The organism is Sphingomonas sp. (assembly GCF_041661825.1).
Lineage (GTDB): Bacteria > Pseudomonadota > Alphaproteobacteria > Sphingomonadales > Sphingomonadaceae > Sphingomonas.
Genome location: NZ_JBAZTU010000002.1, coordinates 663,493 through 679,037, shown reverse-complemented (window position 1 = coordinate 679,037; position 15,545 = coordinate 663,493). Strand labels below are relative to the sequence as shown.

Annotated in this window: 19 protein-coding genes and 1 tRNA gene; 11 read left to right on the top strand and 9 right to left on the bottom strand. The window is 65.3% G+C overall.

Annotated elements, in window-relative coordinates:
* Positions 1–171 precede the first annotated feature (171 nt).
* Positions 172–810: a (d)CMP kinase gene (gene cmk / locus WC729_RS10425; RefSeq protein WP_372852312.1), complete on the bottom strand. Its 639-nt coding sequence runs from the start codon at positions 808–810 to the stop codon at positions 172–174.
* Complete coding sequence (gene aroA, locus WC729_RS10420; protein ID WP_372852310.1) at positions 807–2,153, bottom strand: 3-phosphoshikimate 1-carboxyvinyltransferase; 1,347 nt, start codon at positions 2,151–2,153, stop codon at positions 807–809. The genes cmk and aroA overlap by 4 nt, the downstream gene beginning before the upstream one ends.
* 101 nt (positions 2,154–2,254) lie before the next feature.
* Here aroA and WC729_RS10415 point away from each other — a divergent pair, with 101 nt between their 5' ends.
* Positions 2,255–2,575 carry an FYDLN acid domain-containing protein gene (locus tag WC729_RS10415; RefSeq protein WP_372852308.1) on the top strand — a complete coding sequence of 107 codons (321 nt, stop codon included), beginning with the start codon at positions 2,255–2,257 and terminating at the stop codon, positions 2,573–2,575.
* A 150-nt stretch (positions 2,576–2,725) separates the two neighbouring features.
* Positions 2,726–2,801 (top strand) — tRNA-Ala (locus WC729_RS10410).
* A gap of 435 nt (positions 2,802–3,236) precedes the next feature.
* On the opposite strand, the gene WC729_RS10405 is transcribed toward WC729_RS10410, so the two are convergent.
* Positions 3,237–3,467 carry a hypothetical protein gene (locus WC729_RS10405; protein ID WP_372852306.1) on the bottom strand — a complete coding sequence of 77 codons (231 nt, stop codon included), beginning with the start codon at positions 3,465–3,467 and terminating at the stop codon, positions 3,237–3,239.
* A 254-nt stretch (positions 3,468–3,721) separates the two neighbouring features.
* Here WC729_RS10405 and WC729_RS10400 point away from each other — a divergent pair, with 254 nt between their 5' ends.
* The gene (locus tag WC729_RS10400; RefSeq protein WP_372852304.1) at positions 3,722–4,648 is read left to right on the top strand and encodes a diacylglycerol kinase family protein; all 927 of its coding nucleotides are present in this window, start codon (positions 3,722–3,724) and stop codon (positions 4,646–4,648) included.
* Here the strand turns inward: WC729_RS10400 and WC729_RS10395 are convergent.
* Together WC729_RS10395 and WC729_RS10390 are read right to left on the bottom strand one after the other, a co-directional pair.
* Positions 4,628–5,500, bottom strand: a complete 873-nt coding sequence (locus WC729_RS10395) for an oxygenase MpaB family protein (protein WP_372852302.1) — start codon at positions 5,498–5,500, stop codon at positions 4,628–4,630. The genes WC729_RS10400 and WC729_RS10395 overlap by 21 nt on opposite strands.
* Before the next feature lie 5 nt (positions 5,501–5,505).
* Positions 5,506–7,047: a cation:proton antiporter gene (locus WC729_RS10390; protein ID WP_372852300.1), complete on the bottom strand. Its 1,542-nt coding sequence runs from the start codon at positions 7,045–7,047 to the stop codon at positions 5,506–5,508.
* Positions 7,048–7,194: 147 nt separating this feature from the next.
* Here WC729_RS10390 and WC729_RS10385 point away from each other — a divergent pair, with 147 nt between their 5' ends.
* Complete coding sequence (locus tag WC729_RS10385; RefSeq protein WP_372852298.1) at positions 7,195–7,380, top strand: hypothetical protein; 186 nt, start codon at positions 7,195–7,197, stop codon at positions 7,378–7,380.
* Between the two features lie 320 nt (positions 7,381–7,700).
* Here the strand turns inward: WC729_RS10385 and WC729_RS10380 are convergent, their stop codons facing one another.
* A complete protein-coding gene (locus tag WC729_RS10380; RefSeq protein WP_372853303.1) occupies positions 7,701–8,990 on the bottom strand; it encodes an MFS transporter in 1,290 nt (429 codons plus the stop codon).
* A 157-nt stretch (positions 8,991–9,147) separates the two neighbouring features.
* Between WC729_RS10380 and pgsA the strand changes: the two genes are divergently transcribed.
* Genes pgsA through WC729_RS10365 form a run of 3 tightly spaced genes read left to right on the top strand, consistent with a single transcriptional unit; the run spans position 9,148 to position 10,405 of the window.
* On the top strand, positions 9,148–9,699 hold the full coding sequence (gene pgsA / locus WC729_RS10375; RefSeq protein ID WP_372852296.1) for a CDP-diacylglycerol--glycerol-3-phosphate 3-phosphatidyltransferase: 552 nt from the start codon (positions 9,148–9,150) through the stop codon (positions 9,697–9,699).
* Positions 9,700–9,707: 8 nt separating this feature from the next.
* Positions 9,708–9,965 carry a MoaD/ThiS family protein gene (locus tag WC729_RS10370; RefSeq protein WP_372852294.1) on the top strand — a complete coding sequence of 86 codons (258 nt, stop codon included), beginning with the start codon at positions 9,708–9,710 and terminating at the stop codon, positions 9,963–9,965.
* On the top strand, positions 9,962–10,405 hold the full coding sequence (locus WC729_RS10365; protein WP_372852292.1) for a molybdenum cofactor biosynthesis protein MoaE: 444 nt from the start codon (positions 9,962–9,964) through the stop codon (positions 10,403–10,405). Before WC729_RS10370 ends, WC729_RS10365 begins: the two co-directional genes overlap by 4 nt.
* 6 nt (positions 10,406–10,411) lie before the next feature.
* Here the strand turns inward: WC729_RS10365 and WC729_RS10360 are convergent, their stop codons facing one another.
* Both WC729_RS10360 and WC729_RS10355 read right to left on the bottom strand, forming a co-directional pair.
* Positions 10,412–11,023 (bottom strand): fasciclin domain-containing protein, encoded by a 612-nt coding sequence (locus tag WC729_RS10360; protein WP_372852290.1) that lies wholly within the window; start codon positions 11,021–11,023, stop codon positions 10,412–10,414.
* Positions 11,024–11,125: 102 nt separating this feature from the next.
* A complete protein-coding gene (locus WC729_RS10355; RefSeq protein ID WP_372852288.1) occupies positions 11,126–12,025 on the bottom strand; it encodes a hydrogen peroxide-inducible genes activator in 900 nt (299 codons plus the stop codon).
* Positions 12,026–12,169: 144 nt separating this feature from the next.
* Here WC729_RS10355 and WC729_RS10350 point away from each other — a divergent pair, with 144 nt between their 5' ends.
* Both WC729_RS10350 and WC729_RS10345 read left to right on the top strand, forming a co-directional pair.
* Positions 12,170–12,712: a peroxiredoxin gene (locus WC729_RS10350; RefSeq protein WP_372852286.1), complete on the top strand. Its 543-nt coding sequence runs from the start codon at positions 12,170–12,172 to the stop codon at positions 12,710–12,712.
* Between the two features lie 65 nt (positions 12,713–12,777).
* The gene (locus WC729_RS10345; RefSeq protein ID WP_372852284.1) at positions 12,778–13,299 is read left to right on the top strand and encodes a carboxymuconolactone decarboxylase family protein; all 522 of its coding nucleotides are present in this window, start codon (positions 12,778–12,780) and stop codon (positions 13,297–13,299) included.
* A 42-nt stretch (positions 13,300–13,341) separates the two neighbouring features.
* Here WC729_RS10345 and WC729_RS10340 read toward each other — a convergent pair whose 3' ends face one another.
* Positions 13,342–14,112 (bottom strand): sulfite exporter TauE/SafE family protein, encoded by a 771-nt coding sequence (locus WC729_RS10340; protein ID WP_372852282.1) that lies wholly within the window; start codon positions 14,110–14,112, stop codon positions 13,342–13,344.
* Positions 14,113–14,267: 155 nt separating this feature from the next.
* Between WC729_RS10340 and epsC the strand changes: the two genes are divergently transcribed.
* Together epsC and WC729_RS10330 are read left to right on the top strand one after the other, a co-directional pair.
* On the top strand, positions 14,268–14,960 hold the full coding sequence (gene epsC, locus WC729_RS10335; protein WP_372852280.1) for a serine O-acetyltransferase EpsC: 693 nt from the start codon (positions 14,268–14,270) through the stop codon (positions 14,958–14,960).
* Between the two features lie 21 nt (positions 14,961–14,981).
* Positions 14,982–15,323 (top strand): DUF2794 domain-containing protein, encoded by a 342-nt coding sequence (locus WC729_RS10330; protein ID WP_372852278.1) that lies wholly within the window; start codon positions 14,982–14,984, stop codon positions 15,321–15,323.
* Positions 15,324–15,545: the final 222 nt, after the last annotated feature.

The following is a 15,545-nucleotide window of genomic DNA, read 5'->3' as shown; positions in this document are numbered from 1 at the left end:
TGTCTCCGGCGGTCTTGGCCTATATGCCGCGGCGGCCGATTGCCGGTCGCGACGCCCAACGTCCATCGCCCTCGCGAAAGATCATGACAAAGCGAAAAGGGCGCGTAAGCAGGACCGGCGAGTTACCATCCGTTGCCGGATGAGCCGTTTCCGCTTCGCGCCTCGCCCCGGCTAGGGTGATTCCACCTGCGCCGCTGTCCGAGCCTCCACGAGCGCAACGGCCCGCTGGATGGCGGCGTCTATAGAGAGAAAGCTGGTGTCCAGCAAGGCGGCATCGTTCGCCGGTGCCATGGGCGCGATGCCCCGCGTCGAGTCGCGCAGGTCGCGGGCGCGGATGTCCGCCAGCACGCGATCCAGGCTGACCTGCGATCCGCGCTCGCGCAACTCGGCATGGCGGCGCTTGGCGCGGATCATCGGCGTCGCGCGGATGAACAGCTTGGCATCGGCATCGGGCGCGATCACGGTACCGATATCGCGCCCGTCGAGCACGGCGCCGCCCGGCTGATGGGCGAAGCGACGCTGGCGGTGGAACAAAGCCGCCCGTACTAGCGGATGCGCGGACACGACTGAGGCATATTTGCCGATTTCGTCGCTGCGCAGCTCGGGATCCTCGAGCAGATGATCGTCGAAATCGCAGGCGGCGACCGCATCGGCCTCGATCGTCGGGTCGAGTTCGAGCCGCTGCACGTTCGCCGCGACCGCTCGGTAGAGCAAGCCCGTGTCGAGATGCGGCAACCCGTAGCGCTTGGCGAGCGCGCGGGCGATGGTGCCCTTGCCCGATGCGGCGGGTCCGTCGACGGCGATGATCATGAGCCTGCAACCACTTCTGTACCCTTCAACGCATCCAGCGTTTCGAGGAACATAGGGTAGGATGTTGCGATGGGCGAGACATCGTCGATGGTAAGCGCAGATTTCGCGGCGAGGCCCGCCACCGCCATGCTCATCGCGATGCGGTGGTCGAGTTGCGAGGCGATGGTCGCGCCCCCGGCGATCGGTCCGCCGCCATTGCCCTGGATCGCGGCGCCGTCCTCATACTCTTCCACCAGGACGCCGCACGCACCCAGCGCATCGGCCATCGCCGTGATCCGATCCGATTCCTTGACGCGCAGCTCATGCGCGCCGCGGGCGATCGTCCGCCCCTCGGCAAAGGCGGCGGCGACGAACAGCACCGGATATTCGTCGATCATGCTCGGCGCGAGATGCATCGGCACCTCGATCGCCCGCAGCGACGCATGGCGCACGCGCAGATCAGCGACCGGCTCCCCGCCGACGATGCGCGGATTCTCCTCGACGATGTCGGCACCCATCATGCGTAGCGCCTCGAACAGGCCGGCGCGGGTCGGGTTCAGGCCGACATTCATGACGAGCACGTCGGATCCCGGCACGATCGAGGCGGCAACCACCAGGAAGGCGGCGGAGGAGGGGTCGCCCGGCACCACGATCGATTGCGGCTTCAGCTCGGCCTCGCCGACGAGCGAGATGATCCGGCCCTGATTCGTTTCCTCGACGCTAAGCTCGGCGCCGAAGCCGCGCAGCATGCGCTCGCTGTGATCGCGCGTCGCGACCGGCTCGATCACGCGGGTGATACCCGGCGTGTTGAGCCCCGCGAGCAAGATCGCCGACTTCACCTGAGCCGAGGCGACGGGCAGGGTGTATTCGATCGGTACCGCCGGGTTCAGCCCGCGCACCATCAGCGGCAACCGACCGCCCGGGCTTGCGGTGAACTCGGCGCCCATGCGCGACAGCGGCTCGATCACCCGGCCCATCGGCCGCTTCGACAGCGAGGCGTCGCCGGTGAAGGTCGTGGTGATCGCATGGCTGGAAACCAGCCCCATCAGCAGTCTTGTCGAGGTGCCCGAATTGCCCATGTCGAACGCGGCTTCCGGCTGGAGCAGGCCACCGACGCCCACGCCATTGACCAGCCACGCGCCATCGTCCCCGCATCGTATGTCTGCGCCCATCGCTCGCATCGCGGCTGCGGTGGCGAGCACATCCTCGCCCTCCAGCAACCCCTCGATCCGGCTTTCGCCGACGGCGAGTGCGGACAGCATCAGCGATCGATGACTGATCGACTTGTCGCCGGGCACGACGGCGGTGCCGGTAAGCGGGCCGGAGCGGTGGATTTCTAGCGGGCGGGGCAGGGGGTGCGGCATTGGCGCGGGCTTTTGACAGTGCGCTTGCGCTATGGCAAGGCGCGCCCCACTTTGCGGGTCATCTCGCAAAACTCCCATTTTCTTCGAAAGGTCGAATCGGCATGATCAAGCCGGAATGGGGCACGAAACGGTCGTGTCCGAAATGCGCAACGCGCTTCTACGATCTCGGGAAGGACGATCCGGTCACCTGCATCTCCTGCGGGTCGACCTGGGTGCCCGAGCCTATTCTGAAGTCGAAACAGCCGCTGCCGTTCGACGCGCCAAAGCCCGAACTCGTCAAGAAAGATGCCGACCTGGTCGGTGACGACGATGAGGATATCGACACCGGCGAAGACGAGGAGCCCTCGCCCGACGACGAGGTCGATCTCGGCGGTGACGACGATCTCGGCGTGGAAGCGCCGACGGACGACGACGAGCATTGATCGATTGATGGGCGCCCCCGGCCTCGGCCGGGGCGCCCGGAAATCCCGGGACTGAATTTTTTGATAGGGCAACCGGTATAGCCGCTTGCCAAGCATGCATCGCCTCGGTAGGGGCGACGCCTTCGCGGGAAATTCCAGACCCGCGACGATGGGGCCGTAGCTCAGCTGGGAGAGCGCTGCGATGGCATTGCAGAGGTCTGGGGTTCGATCCCCCACGGCTCCACCATTTTCCTGAATAAAGCGATTCGAGATCGCGCCATGCGTCTGGCGGTGGGCCGCCCGTGCTCGACCACAAGTCCGGGCTTGAGCACGGCATCCATCACATAGGCATGGCTGAAATGCCGCCATATCGCCGCACAGCACGGCAATGATTTCCTGCGATCGTTTGGGGTGCGGCGGATTCGGGGAAAAGGGGCGACCCGGCACATGAGTGCCGGGCCGCAGGTTACGTCTTGCTAGGGAGCATCAACGCAATGCTTATCTAATCCCTATCAGATGACTGGGAAATACAGACCTGCTTTGCTTTGCGATAGTCCGCCTTCGTGATCAGACGAAATCAGGGGACGAAATCCAGGCGATCACGCGGAGCAATAAAAAGGCCGCGCGACCAGCTGGTCGCGCGGCCCTGTTCCGGCGCCGCTTGGGAACGCCGGAGTGCGGCTCAGTGAGCCGCAACGTTCTCGGCGCTGTCCAGGGGAGCAGTCGCGTTGTCGACCACAGTCGCGTTGTCCGTCACGTTCAGCACTTCGTCGGTCGCGTTCACGTCCAGCGTGTCTTCGCTGTTCAGAGCAACTTCGCTGCTGTTGTTATCGACGGCTGCCGGCTTCGGGTCGCAAGCGGCGAGGCCGAGCGAGGCGACGGCGATGAGCGGCAGGATAACGAACTTCTTCATGGACGATTTCTCCGTGGTTGATTCAGGACATTACGGAGAGACGTCGATCGTCACCCGTTCCGTCCTGGTGTGTGTCCGCAGCCTCCATGGCTCAATTCCCATGCGTTTAATAGGAAAAAATGCGATGGGACGGTATCGAAACCGGACGTGTCGTCGCCGTCGATGGCTGGACGTCGCGTGCGGTGACGGATGATGTCGTCGCAAGGCCGGCGCGCATGATCTGAACAACCGGCACGCTCGGTCGTTACGCGTCTGTGTCGACATCGCCGCTCCCCGTTCTGGTCAACCGCAAGGGAGGCACCGCCGCATCCGCTGGCGAGGATCTCGAACACACTCTGATCGACGCCTTCGCCGCTGCCGGTACCAATATCGCCGTGCGATTGCTTGATGGACCCGACATGCCCGACGTGGTGCGGAAGGCGGCCGCGACCAGTCGGCGTGTTGTCGTCGGCGGCGGTGATGGCACCGCGGCCTGCGCGGCAGCCATATTGGCGGACAGCGATGTGGAGATGGGTCTGTTGCCGCTCGGCACGCTGAACCATCTCGCGCGTGATCTCGGCATTCCTGCAACGCTGGAAGAGGCGGCGGCGCTGGCGGCCAGCGGCACCGCGACCTCGATCGATCTCGCCGAGGTCAACGGCCATGTCTTCGCCAACAACGCGTCGATCGGCCTGTATCCGATGATGGTGCGGCGGCGCGACGCCTATCGCGAAAGGCTGGGCGTGCCGAAATGGCTCGCCGCGATTCCCGCCTCGTGGAGTGCCTGGACGCGGCTGCGGCGCTACCGCCTCAGCCTGGACATGGGCGAGGGGCAGAGGCCGCTGGTCACGTCGTTGCTGTTCGTCGGCAACAACCGCTATTCGCTCGAACGCGGGCAGATCGGCGAGCGGGCCTCGCTGAAGCAGGGCAAGCTGTCGGTCTTTGCGCTCGCTGCGCCGGGGCGGTTCGCGCTGCTCTGGTTCGCGCTTCGTGCGGTGGCCGGACGCGCCGATCATCACAAGGATTTCGTCGAATATGGCGAGTGCGAGTCCTTGACCGTCCATGCGCACCGCACGCGTGTCGATGTCGGGCTCGACGGCGAAGTGCAGGAACTCGAATTCCCGCTGCATTTCCGGATCAGGGCAGGGGCGCTGCGGATCGTCGCGCCGCCGGAAAAATCCCTAGCCGAACGCCCAGCGTAATGTCCGCGCGATCCCGAAGGTCCCGGCGCGCACCAGCGGCCGGGTCAGTCGCGGCGCTGAAAGCCCGTGCATCGCCCGTGCCCAGTCCGGCAGCAAATCGACCGCCGCCTGGAAGGTGATCGCCTGCACCGGCCCTGAAGACAAGGTGCGCGCCGGCTGCTTCAGCACCAGCGCGGCAACCTCCCGCGTCCGCGCGTCGGCCGTCAGCTCGGGCCGCATCGCGGCGATCAGCGCGTTCGCTTCGGCCCGGCTGCGCGGCACCGGATCGGCGCCCAGCGCTTCGGGGATGCGCGCGAACTCGGCGAAGTACCGGTCCTGGTCGGCGGCCGACATCCCCGGTTCGCTATAGCGGATCCAGGCGTCGAGGAAGCTGGTCGCCTCGCTGACATGCACCCAGGCAAGCAGTTTCGGATCAGCCGCGCGATACGGCGTACCGTCGGGCAGCACGCCATCGACCTTGCCATGGATGCCGCGGACCCGCGCGATCGCGGCTTCCGCCTCGTCCCGCCCGCCATAGGTGGTCATCGCAATGAACCGGGCGGTACGCCGCAACCGCCCGAGCATGTCGGTGCGGAAGTTTGAATGGTCCCACACGCCTGCGAGCACGGCCGGATGCAGCATCTGCAGCAGCAGCGCGGCGACCCCGCCGACCATCATCGTCGTCACATCGCCGTGCACGCGCCACACGACCGTTCCCGGATCGAACAGCGCGTTATCGCTGCGCATCACCGGGCGTTCGCCCTTCTTGGTGTCGTTGAGCACGGCGCGCACCTGCCTGACGAGGCCGCGCCGCACGCCTTGCGTGATCGCAGCCCCGATCCCGGCATGGCTGGGGAGGGAGGGGCGCGGCATGGCGGTCAGCCTTCCTCGATCGTGCGGATATCTTCCGGCCCGACCGCCAGTTCGCGCCAGTCGAGTTCTTCCTCGAGTACCTCATAGGCGTCCTCGCCGATCTTTTCCTCGTCGCGCAGCGCGAAAAGCCTGTCGCGCTGCGCGGCGATGGCGGCGCGCTTCAGTCGTTGGCGCTCTTCGAAAGCTTTGCAGGCGGCGGCGTCGACCAACGCATCCCGGTCGATCTCGAGCTGCCGGCGCGTTTCCTCTGCGACCGTGCCTTTGGCATCGGCGATTGCCTCCAGGGCAACGTCGGCGAGAGATTTGCGCGCGGCGGCCATCTCGCGCTCCTCCGCACCGCCGTCGTGCAGCTTGAGCAGGCGGATCAGCGGCGTCAGCGTCAGGCCCTGAACCACCAGCGTCGCCAGCACCACGCCGAACGCGGCGAGCAGGATCATGTCGCGGTGCGGGAAATCGGTAGGCAAAGCGAAAGCGGTCGCCATGGTCACCAGCCCGCGCATGCCGCACCAGCCGACCACGATGCTCTGGGCAAGGCTCGGCGCCTTCAAGGGGCCGCGGATCACCGCGAAGCGCTGAGCAAGCCGGTTGTAGAGCATTACCCATGCCATGCGGGTCACCACGACGCCGGCGACCACCAGGCCGGCGAACTTCAGCGCTTCCTGCAGCCGCTCCGGCGGCATGTCGCCGACGATCTCGCGCACCTGCATGCCCATCAGCAGGAAAGCGAGCACGTTGAGCAGGAACACCACGCCGCCCCACACCGCGAAGGACTGGATCCGGCTCCGCGCGCTGGCGCGTACGATCGGGGAATTGGCGAGGAACATCGCCATCGCGACCACGCACAGCACGGCGGACAGGCCGAGCCGGTCGGCGATCATCCATACCAGGAAGGTGTTGACGAACTCGAGCAGGTTCCCGCCGAGCGTTCCGCGCGTGTACGGCACCACATAACGATGAACCCAGCCGCAGGCGATGCCGAGCGCAATGCCCCCGGGTACCGCGAGGCCAAGGCGCAGCGCCACCCCGCCATCGATCCCGCCATGGCTCTGGACGGCCAGCGCGGCGCTGAACAGCAGCAGCGCGGTCGCGTCATTGAGCAGGCTCTCGCCGGTCAGCACCTCGACCGTGCGCCGCGGCAGCTTGGCCGATCGCAGCACGGTCGTCGCGGCCGCGGCATCGGGCGGGGCAACGATCGCCCCCAACGTGATGGCGGCGGCGATCGGCAGCCCCGCGAACGCCCAGCCGATCCACGCGACCACCCCGGTCGTCATGAGGACCGCGCCGACCGCCAGCGCGAGCAGCGGGCGCCACAGGCTGCGGATCGCCGCCAGCGGGAAATCGAACGCCGCGTCGACCAGCACCGGTGCGATGAACAGGGCAAGGGCGGTATGCCCGTCGAGGCGGATCACCGGGCTGCCCGGGATCAGCGCCACGATCACCCCGGCGGCGGCGAGCATCGTCGGATAGGGAATCCAGGTCCGCCGCGCCACCTGCAGCAGCAGGATCGCCATCAGCAGCAGCGCGATCAGGCTTTCGAAGAACGTCACACCGTCATCCTAACCTGCACGAAGCCCCCGTCCAACCTCGCTCGACAGGCACGAAAAATGTCGCGCCCGCCACTGTCCCGGTATTGGACGCGCGTTAACCGAATTCCGTGCTGGCTCGAATCGTAAACGCGGCGTTAACTGTTGCGCATGGCTCAGCACCTCGCCCTTCCGGCCACCGCCGCCCGCCACCCGTTCCGCCAGCGGCTCGCCCTGGTGCAGCCTCAGGCGCTGCCCCGCAAGCCAGCGCGGGCGCGCAGCGACGATGAGGATCTGAAGCTGTTCGCGCTGAGCTTCACTGCCTTCTTCATCTGCATTTACACCTTCATCTTCTGAAGGCGGCGCGTCGCCGCTACGCGTCGATTCAAATATATAGTCGATCATCGCAAGGTGATGGCGGAGGGCGCTGTGGCGTCGATCCCGCTGTTTCTCATCGTCGGCGAATGCGGATTTCCCTGTTCCGCGCAGATTTTTCCCTGTTACCGGGAAGGAATTCCCTGTTATTCGATAACAGGGAATTTAGCGATAACACATTCTAATATATAAACAATATTGCAGATAATTCGGCGAAAAACTGCTCAAAAAAAAGAAATTCCCTGTTAATTCCCTGTTCCGGGGCAATTAACAGGGAATTCCCCTCGCTCGGTACGGGCCGTCTAGTCGCAGGCCAGATGCAGCTTCTGCGCGAGCCAGGCCGAGACCAGGCACATGCCGGCCACCACGAACAGCATGTTGTCGGGTGTCACGCCCAGCGCCGAGGCGCCCAGCACCAAGAGCGTCCCGACCACCATCGCGCCCGAATTGACGACATTGTTGGCGGCGACGGTGCGCGCCGTCTGATCCTTGGTCACGGTCGTGGTGAGGAAGGTATAGAGCGGCACCACGAACATCCCGCCGGTGATCGCAATCCCCATCAGCACCAGCACCAGCGGGATGGCCCGGGGAATCTGGAAGAAGGCGATCCAGTCGTACAGCGTGCCCTCCGGCGCGGCCGGCCAGGCGCGGATCATCAGCGAGAAGACGACGACCAGGCAGCCCATCGCGATCACCGAGGCTGGCGCATATTTCGCGGAGACCCGGCCCTTGAGCATGGTGTTGATCGCGATCGATCCGATCGCGATCCCGATCGAGAACAGCGCGATCACGATGCTCGACACCTGCGGATCGGCGGTGAGCACGTTCTTCACCAGCGGCGGGAAGGTGACGATTAGTACCGCGCCGATCGTCCAGAAGAAGCTGATCGCGCAGATCGCGAGGAAGAGGCGCGGGATATGCATCGTCGCGTTGATCAGCCGCCACGATGCGGTGAAGGGGTTGTAGTTGATCGAGAGTACCGCGCCCGCGCGGGGCGCCGGCGGCACCATCCGGCCGGTGATCCAGCCGACGATCGCGACGCAGATGCCCATGATCGCGGCACCCTCGACCGACAGGATGCCGGCAAAGATCGTCCCGAGCAGGATCGCCAGATAGGTCGCTGCCTCGACCAGGCCAGTCCCTGCGAGCACCTCGTCAGGCTTCAGATGCTGCGGCAGAATCGCGTATTTGATCGGCCCGAAAAAGGTCGAATGCGCGCCGAGGCACAGCACGGCACCCAGCATAAGACCTAGTCCGGTGGTCCAGAATCCGGCTCTCGCGACCATCAGTCCGGCGGCGCCGAGCAGCATGATCGCGATCTCCACCGTTTTCACGATCCTGATGATCTTCGCCTTGTCGGTCGTGTCGGCAAGTTGCCCCGACAGCGCGGACAGCAGGAAGAAGGGAAGGATCGCCAGGCCGGTCGCCAGCGCATTGAAGCTCTGTTCGACCTTGGGGTCGTTGAACACCTGGTATGTGGCGAACAGCACCATCGAGGTCTTGAAGAGGTTGTCGTTGAAGGCACCGAGAAACTGGGTGATGAAAAGCGGCATGAACCGGCGCTCTTTCAGCAAGCCGAGCGCATTGAGCATGATGGGAAACGGCCTCACATGTGGCGAAATAGGGGCAACGCATAGCCGAGCGTGCGATGGCGCAGCAACCGAATAGTCGGTTACCGTCTCCCGGCCGCCCGATGGAGGCGCGACTCGAGCATTGCGGGGGAAGGCGCCGGACCCTAGGTTGTCCTTAATGCTGACCTTGCCCAACATCCTCACCCTCTCGCGGATTCTCGCGGTGCCGCTGCTCGTCGGCTTTTTGTGGTGGCCGGCCTGGCCGGCCGGCTATGCGGTCGCCTTCGCGCTGTATTGCCTGATGGGCATCACCGATTATTTCGACGGTTATCTGGCCCGGTCCAAGGGCACCGTGTCGAAGCTCGGCATCTTCCTCGATCCGATCGCCGACAAGATCATGATCGCCTCCGTCGTGCTCATGCTGGTGGCGACGCGCGATATCGCCGGATGGTCGCTGATCGCGGGGATCATCATTCTGCTGCGCGAGATCGCGATTTCCGGCCTGCGCGAGTTCCTCGCCCAGCTTCAGGTCTCGGTGCCGGTGTCGAAGCTGGCCAAGTGGAAGACGACCTTGCAGCTCGTCTCGCTCGGCGGGCTGATCCTTGCCGGCGCGTTGCCCGCCTTTCCCTGGATCCAGACCCTCAGCATCGCCGCCCTCTGGGGCGCCGCGGTGCTGACCCTGATCACTGGTTGGGACTATCTGCGGGTCGGCCTGAAGCACATGGACTGAGCGCCGCGATGGCGATCGACCTGCTCTATTTCTCCTGGGTGCGCGAAGCGATCGGCACGGGCAGCGAGACGCTCGATCCGCCCGAGGGGCTAGCGCGCGTCGCCGATCTGATCGACTGGCTCGCGACACGCAGCGAGGGCCATGCCCGCGCCCTGGCCGATCGCGGCCGGCTGCGCGCCGCGGTGGACCAGATCTTCGTCGGCCTCGATTCGCCGCTCGGGCGCCCGCGCGAGGTTGCGATCTTCCCGCCGGTGACCGGGGGATGATCCGCGTGATCGTCCAGCACGAGCCGATCGATCAAGCGGCAGAGTTCGAGGCGATCATGGCGTCGGGCGTCGGCGGGATCGCCACCTTCGCTGGCGTGGTCCGCGCCGACGATGGCGTGACCACGCTGGAACTCGAACATTATCCGGGAGCGACCGAGGCTGCCTTGCGCAGCCTGGCCGAAGAGGCCGCCGGCCGATGGGGCCTTGCCGCGGCAAGCGTGGTGCACCGGGTGGGCGTGATGCAGCCGGGCGAACTGGTCGTATTCGTCGGCACGGCCGCGGCGCATCGCAGCGCGGCACTCGAATCATGCGCCTTCCTGATCGATCGTCTGAAGACCGAGGCGCCTTTCTGGAAGCGCGAGACCCGCGGCGACGAGGCCCGCTGGGTCGAACCGCGCGACGGTGACACGCATGCCGCCGCGCGGTGGGACAAGCCCTAGGCCGGCTTAGCCAAGCTTGGGCAACAACACGCCGTTGACGACGTGCACCACGCCGTTCGACTGGCGGACGTCTGGCACTTCGACATAGCTCTTGTTGCCGTTGACATCGGTGATCTGGATCGCGCCGTTGAGATCGGTGACGGTCAAGGTCTCGCCCTCGACGGTGGTGAGCTTCGCGGTGCCGCCGCCCGCAGTCATCTGCTGCTTCAGCTGTTCGAGCGTGATGGCACCAGGCACGACATGATAGCTGAGCACCTTGACCAATGTAGCCTTGTTTTCGGGCTTCATCAGCGTGTCGACCGTGCCGGCGGCAAGTCGCCCGAATGCGTCATTGGTCGGCGCGAACACGGTGAACGGGCCGGGGCCCGCCAGGGTTGCGTCGAGCCCGGCTGCCTTCACCGCGCTGACCAGGGTCGTCAAATTGGGGGCGGCCGCTGCGTTGGCCGTGATCGGCTTGGTCGCGTCCATCGCCGCGCCGCCGACGGCGGGGTTCGGTGCTGCCTGGGCCGCCGGGGCGGCGGGGGCAGGGGCGGCCTGAGGGGGACGAGCTTCGGTGGCGGAGGCGACCATCAACAGGCCGGACATCGCCACAACCGGAAGCTTGGTGGAAAATCTCATCAGTCTCTCCAGCTATATCGAATGCGCCCAAGGGAAATGGTCCCTCGGGGAACGCGCATGACAAGATACGGTCCGGCGGCTGAATGGTTTCAGAACCGCAGGCTACTGCGCTTCGGCAAGTACCTCGGCGAGCAGGTGGAAATCCTTTTCGCGCGGCGATGCGCGGCGCCAGACCAGCGCGATACGGCGTGCAGGATTTGCGGCATCCAGTGGCCGTGCGGTGAGTCCCGTATGATCCAGGATGCCTGCCTTCAGCGCCATCTCCGGCAGCATCGTCACGCCCAGTCCATTGTCGACCATCTGGACGATGGTGTGGAGCGAGGTACCCATCATCGTCGCTTCAGCGCGCAGTTCGGGCCGGTTGCACGCGGCGAGCGCGTGATCCTTCAGGCAATGCCCGTCCTCGAGCAGCAGCAGCCGGTCCTCATTGATGTCGTCGGCATGCATCGCGCTCGTAGCGCTGCCGATCTCGCCTTCGGGCCCCGCGACGAACAGCCGATCCTCGAACAGGAACTGCGACGCCACCTCGCCGCAAGCATAGGGCAGGGCAAGCAGCACGCAATCGGTCCGGCCATTGTGCAAGCCCTCGCACGCTGCGCCACTCGGTTCCTCGCGCAGGAACAGCTTCAGGTCGGGATAGTCGCGCCGCAACCGCGGCAGGATGCGCGGCAGCATGAACGGCGCGATGGTGGGGATCACGCTCATGCGCATCTCGCCCGACAGCGGCCGTCCGGCGGCGCGCGCGAGGTCACCCAGCTCCTCCGCTTCGCGCAGCACCCGGCGCGCCTTGTCGGCGATGCGATCGCCCAGCGGCGTGAACCGCACCACGCGTCGGGTGCGCTCGACCAGCGTCACGCCGATCAGCGTCTCCAGTTCGCGGATGCCGGCCGAGAGCGTCGACTGCGTGACGAAGCACGCATCGGCCGCCCGGCCGAAATGGCCATGGTCCTTCAGCGCCACGAGATATTGCAGCTGTTTCAATGTGGGCAGGTAGGTGGCCATAATCGCCTCAGTCGATCAACTCGGTCTAAATAACCTGTTGGATCGATTAAATGCCAGCCTTATATGCAGCCCCGCACAGACGGCGAATCAATCGCTGCACCTGCGAGGATGCCGAAGGCCGACCCAATTCCTGAGGAGGCCAATATGCTTACTGTCGGTGACAAGCTCCCCGAATTCACCGTTCCCGTCCAGCAGGGCATCGACGCGCTTCCCGCCGGCGAGACGCTCAGCCACGACGCCTTCCCGGGCCGCTGGAAGATCCTGTTCTACTGGCCGAAGGATTTCACCTTCGTCTGCCCGACCGAGATCGTCGGCTATGCCGCGCTCAAGGAAGACTTCGCCGATCGCGACGCCGTGCTGATCGGCGCCTCGACCGACACCGCGCACGTCCATCTCGCGTGGCGCAAGTCGGATCCGGATCTGGCTGCAGCCGATTTCCCCTGGCTGGCGGACAATGGCGCAGTTCTGGCGTCGAAGCTCGGCATCCTCGATGCGAACGAGCATGTCGCCTATCGCGCGACCTTCATCATCGACCCGGACAATGTCATCCAGGCGGTGCAGGTCAACGGTCTGAACGTCGGCCGCAACCCCGCCGAGACGCTCCGCGTCCTCGACGCGCTGCAGACCGACGAGCTCTGCCCGTGCAACTGGAACAAGGGCGACGACGTCCTCCAGGTTGCCGCGTAATTGACGAAGTTTGAAGGGGCGCGGGGCCAGCGGCCCCGCGCCCCTTCGTTTGATTGGAGTACATCATGTCGCTCAAGGAATTCGCGGGCACGCTGCCTGACTTCGCCAAGGATATCCGGCTGAACGTCGGCTCGCTGCTCAACGAGGCGCATCTGCCCGACCAGCAGAAATACGGCCTGCTGCTTACCTGCGCGCATGGCTCGGGCTACAAGCCGCTGGTCGACGCGACCGAGGCCGAAGTGGCCGACAAGCTCTCGCCCGAGGCAGCCAATGCGGCTCGCGCGGCGGCGGCGGTGATGGCGATGAACAACGTCTATTACCGGTTCACCCATCTGGCGGGGAACAAGGAATATCTCACCATGCCGGCCAAGCTGCGCATGAACGTGATTGGCGCGCCGGGCATCGACAAGGTCGATTTCGAGCTGTTCAGCCTCGCCGTCTCGGCAATGAACGGCTGCGGCATGTGCATCGACGCGCATGAGAATGTGCTGAAGAAAGCCGGTGCCACTGCCGAAGCGATCCAGACCGCAGTGCGCATCGGTGCCGTGATGACGGCGGTTGCGACGGTGCACGCAGCGGTGAACTGAGCTTTCCCAAAGCCCCTCCCCTTCAAGGGGAGGGGAGAAGCGTCATTTCGTCAATGCCGCCCAGATCGTATAAGCGCTGGTCACCGTCAGCAGCACCCCGACCATCGCCATCAGCAATCTTGCCGGCACGCGTTTTGCCAGCAGCCCACCGAACGGCGCCGCGATCAGCCCGCCAATCAGCAGTCCCACCGTCTGCAGCGTGAACGCCGCGAACCCCATGGTCGCGATAAAGGTCGCGGAGATGGTCGCGGTCAGAAAGAATTCCGACGTGTTGACCGTGCCGATCGTGCTGCGCGGGCTCGCGCCCTGGACCAGCAGGTTGGACGTCACCACCGGGCCCCAGCCGCCGCCGCCCGCTGCATCGAGGAAACCGCCGACCAGACCGAGCGGCTCGATGATCTTGGGTTCGCGCGGCTCGACCCGGCCACGCCAGGCGCGGTACAGCAGGTAGAGACCGATCGAGGCGAGATACGCCATCACGAACGGCTTCGCGACCGCGGCATCGACATTGCTCAGCACATAAGCGCCGAGCGCACCGCCAATCACCCCGGGGATCACCAGCCGGCGGAACAGTTTCCAGTTGACGTTCTTGTGAAAGATATGGCTCGCGCCCGACGCGGCGGTGGTGAAAGTCTCCACCGCGTGGACGCTCGCTGAGGCGAGCGCGGGGGGCACGCCGAGAAAGCTCACCAGCAGCGTGTTGTTGATCACGCCGAACGCCATGCCCAGCGCCCCATCGACCATCTGCGCGGCAAAACCGACAGCGATATAGGGCAGCACAGTTTCAACGGTCGCCAGCGTTACGTCGAACATCAGGGTGAACTCTCCGCGACCGATTTGTGCCGAATTGCCGTTCCTGCGAAATCCTACAAGCAAGATAGGGTTTATGCCGCGAAAGTTCGCGACAGTCTGGTCCTTTAATTCGCCCGATTGAACGCCTAGATATCGGCGCTGCAAAGGGGAGCGAGATGATGGAGCGGATGATCGCCTATCTCGATTCGATCAAGGCGCGCGATCCGGCGCCACGGTCTCGGCTGGAGATTTTGACCTATCCCGGGGTGTGGGCGCTCGCCTGGCACCGCGTCGCGCATCGCCTGTTCAAGGCGCGCCTCTATTTCCTCGCTCGGCTGGTGAATCACTTCTCGCGCGCCTGGACGGCGATCGACATCCATCCGGGTGCGAAGATCGGCCGCAACTTCTTCATCGATCACGGCTTCGTCGTGATCGGCGAGACGGCGGAGATCGGCGACAACGTCACCATCTATCAATGCGTCACCCTGGGCGGCACCAGCCCCGACAATGGGGTGGCGGGCAAGCGCCACCCGACCATCATGGAGGGCGCGATCATCGGGTCGGGCGCGCAGGTGCTCGGGCCGATCACCGTCGGCCGCGGCGCGCGTATCGGCGCCAATGCGGTGGTGACTCGCGACGTCGCCGAGGGCGCGGTGATGGTCGGCATCCCGGCGCGCGCGACCATGGTCGAGGGTGGGCAGAAGCCACAGGAATTCCTCGCTTACGGCACGCCGTGCAGCGAGATGTTCGATCCGCAGACGCAGAAACTGGAATTGCTCCGCTGCGAGCTCGACACGATGCGCAAGCGGCTCGACGCGCTGCTCGCTGAATCCGAACCCAAGCGCAAGAACGTGCGCGATCGTGCCTGACGGCCTGGGCGCTGAGCGCTGATGGGGACGGTAACCCCTTTTCCGCTGCCGCAGGGGCGCGCCGGCCAGGTCGGCTTCGAACGCCTCGAACTCACTCGTATCCTCGATCTCTACGGCCGGATGGTTGCGGCCGGCCATTGGCGTGATTATGCGATTGAACTAGGTCGCGACGCAGCGGTCTTCGCCGCCTTCCGCCGCGCAACCGAGCGGCCCGAGTACCGCATCCAGAAGCACCCCGCGCTGCGTAGCCGCCAAGGTATGTGGTCGTTGGTCAACGAGGCCGGGGTGGTACTGAAACGTGGGCACGAGCTAGTACCGGTGCTGGCGCCGCTCGAGCGCAGGCTGATGAAGCTCGTCGATTGAGGCGGATCGGCGTTGGCGCCGGTCGTCCCTTGATTCAAGATCTGCGCGGATGCTGGCAATGCACGGGTCGGCAGCACCCTTCCGGGTGTCCCCCGCTCTTTCTCAGCTCGAATTAACATAGCGGAATTTGCCGGCTGTTATTCGATAACAGCCAATATCGTCACAAAGCCGGGAAGCGCTGCGCCGCCCCCTTTTTGGTCGCATGACAGTGGCTACTGGCCG

What these genes read in the sequence shown, in the direction of transcription:
- cmk (WP_372852312.1), bottom strand. Translation starts at nt 810, where the DNA reads ATGATCATCGCCGTCGACGGACCCGCCGCATCGGGCAAGGGCACCATC.
- aroA (WP_372852310.1), bottom strand. Translation starts at nt 2,153, where the DNA reads ATGCCGCACCCCCTGCCCCGCCCGCTAGAAATCCACCGCTCCGGCCCG.
- WC729_RS10415 (WP_372852308.1), top strand. Translation starts at nt 2,255, where the DNA reads ATGATCAAGCCGGAATGGGGCACGAAACGGTCGTGTCCGAAATGCGCA.
- WC729_RS10405 (WP_372852306.1), bottom strand. Translation starts at nt 3,467, where the DNA reads ATGAAGAAGTTCGTTATCCTGCCGCTCATCGCCGTCGCCTCGCTCGGC.
- WC729_RS10395 (WP_372852302.1), bottom strand. Translation starts at nt 5,500, where the DNA reads ATGCCGCGCCCCTCCCTCCCCAGCCATGCCGGGATCGGGGCTGCGATC.
- WC729_RS10385 (WP_372852298.1), top strand. Translation starts at nt 7,195, where the DNA reads ATGGCTCAGCACCTCGCCCTTCCGGCCACCGCCGCCCGCCACCCGTTC.
- WC729_RS10380 (WP_372853303.1), bottom strand. Translation starts at nt 8,990, where the DNA reads ATGCTCAATGCGCTCGGCTTGCTGAAAGAGCGCCGGTTCATGCCGCTT.
- pgsA (WP_372852296.1), top strand. Translation starts at nt 9,148, where the DNA reads ATGCTGACCTTGCCCAACATCCTCACCCTCTCGCGGATTCTCGCGGTG.
- WC729_RS10370 (WP_372852294.1), top strand. Translation starts at nt 9,708, where the DNA reads ATGGCGATCGACCTGCTCTATTTCTCCTGGGTGCGCGAAGCGATCGGC.
- WC729_RS10365 (WP_372852292.1), top strand. Translation starts at nt 9,962, where the DNA reads ATGATCCGCGTGATCGTCCAGCACGAGCCGATCGATCAAGCGGCAGAG.
- WC729_RS10360 (WP_372852290.1), bottom strand. Translation starts at nt 11,023, where the DNA reads ATGAGATTTTCCACCAAGCTTCCGGTTGTGGCGATGTCCGGCCTGTTG.
- WC729_RS10355 (WP_372852288.1), bottom strand. Translation starts at nt 12,025, where the DNA reads ATGGCCACCTACCTGCCCACATTGAAACAGCTGCAATATCTCGTGGCG.
- WC729_RS10350 (WP_372852286.1), top strand. Translation starts at nt 12,170, where the DNA reads ATGCTTACTGTCGGTGACAAGCTCCCCGAATTCACCGTTCCCGTCCAG.
- WC729_RS10345 (WP_372852284.1), top strand. Translation starts at nt 12,778, where the DNA reads ATGTCGCTCAAGGAATTCGCGGGCACGCTGCCTGACTTCGCCAAGGAT.
- WC729_RS10340 (WP_372852282.1), bottom strand. Translation starts at nt 14,112, where the DNA reads ATGTTCGACGTAACGCTGGCGACCGTTGAAACTGTGCTGCCCTATATC.
- epsC (WP_372852280.1), top strand. Translation starts at nt 14,268, where the DNA reads ATGATGGAGCGGATGATCGCCTATCTCGATTCGATCAAGGCGCGCGAT.
- WC729_RS10330 (WP_372852278.1), top strand. Translation starts at nt 14,982, where the DNA reads ATGGGGACGGTAACCCCTTTTCCGCTGCCGCAGGGGCGCGCCGGCCAG.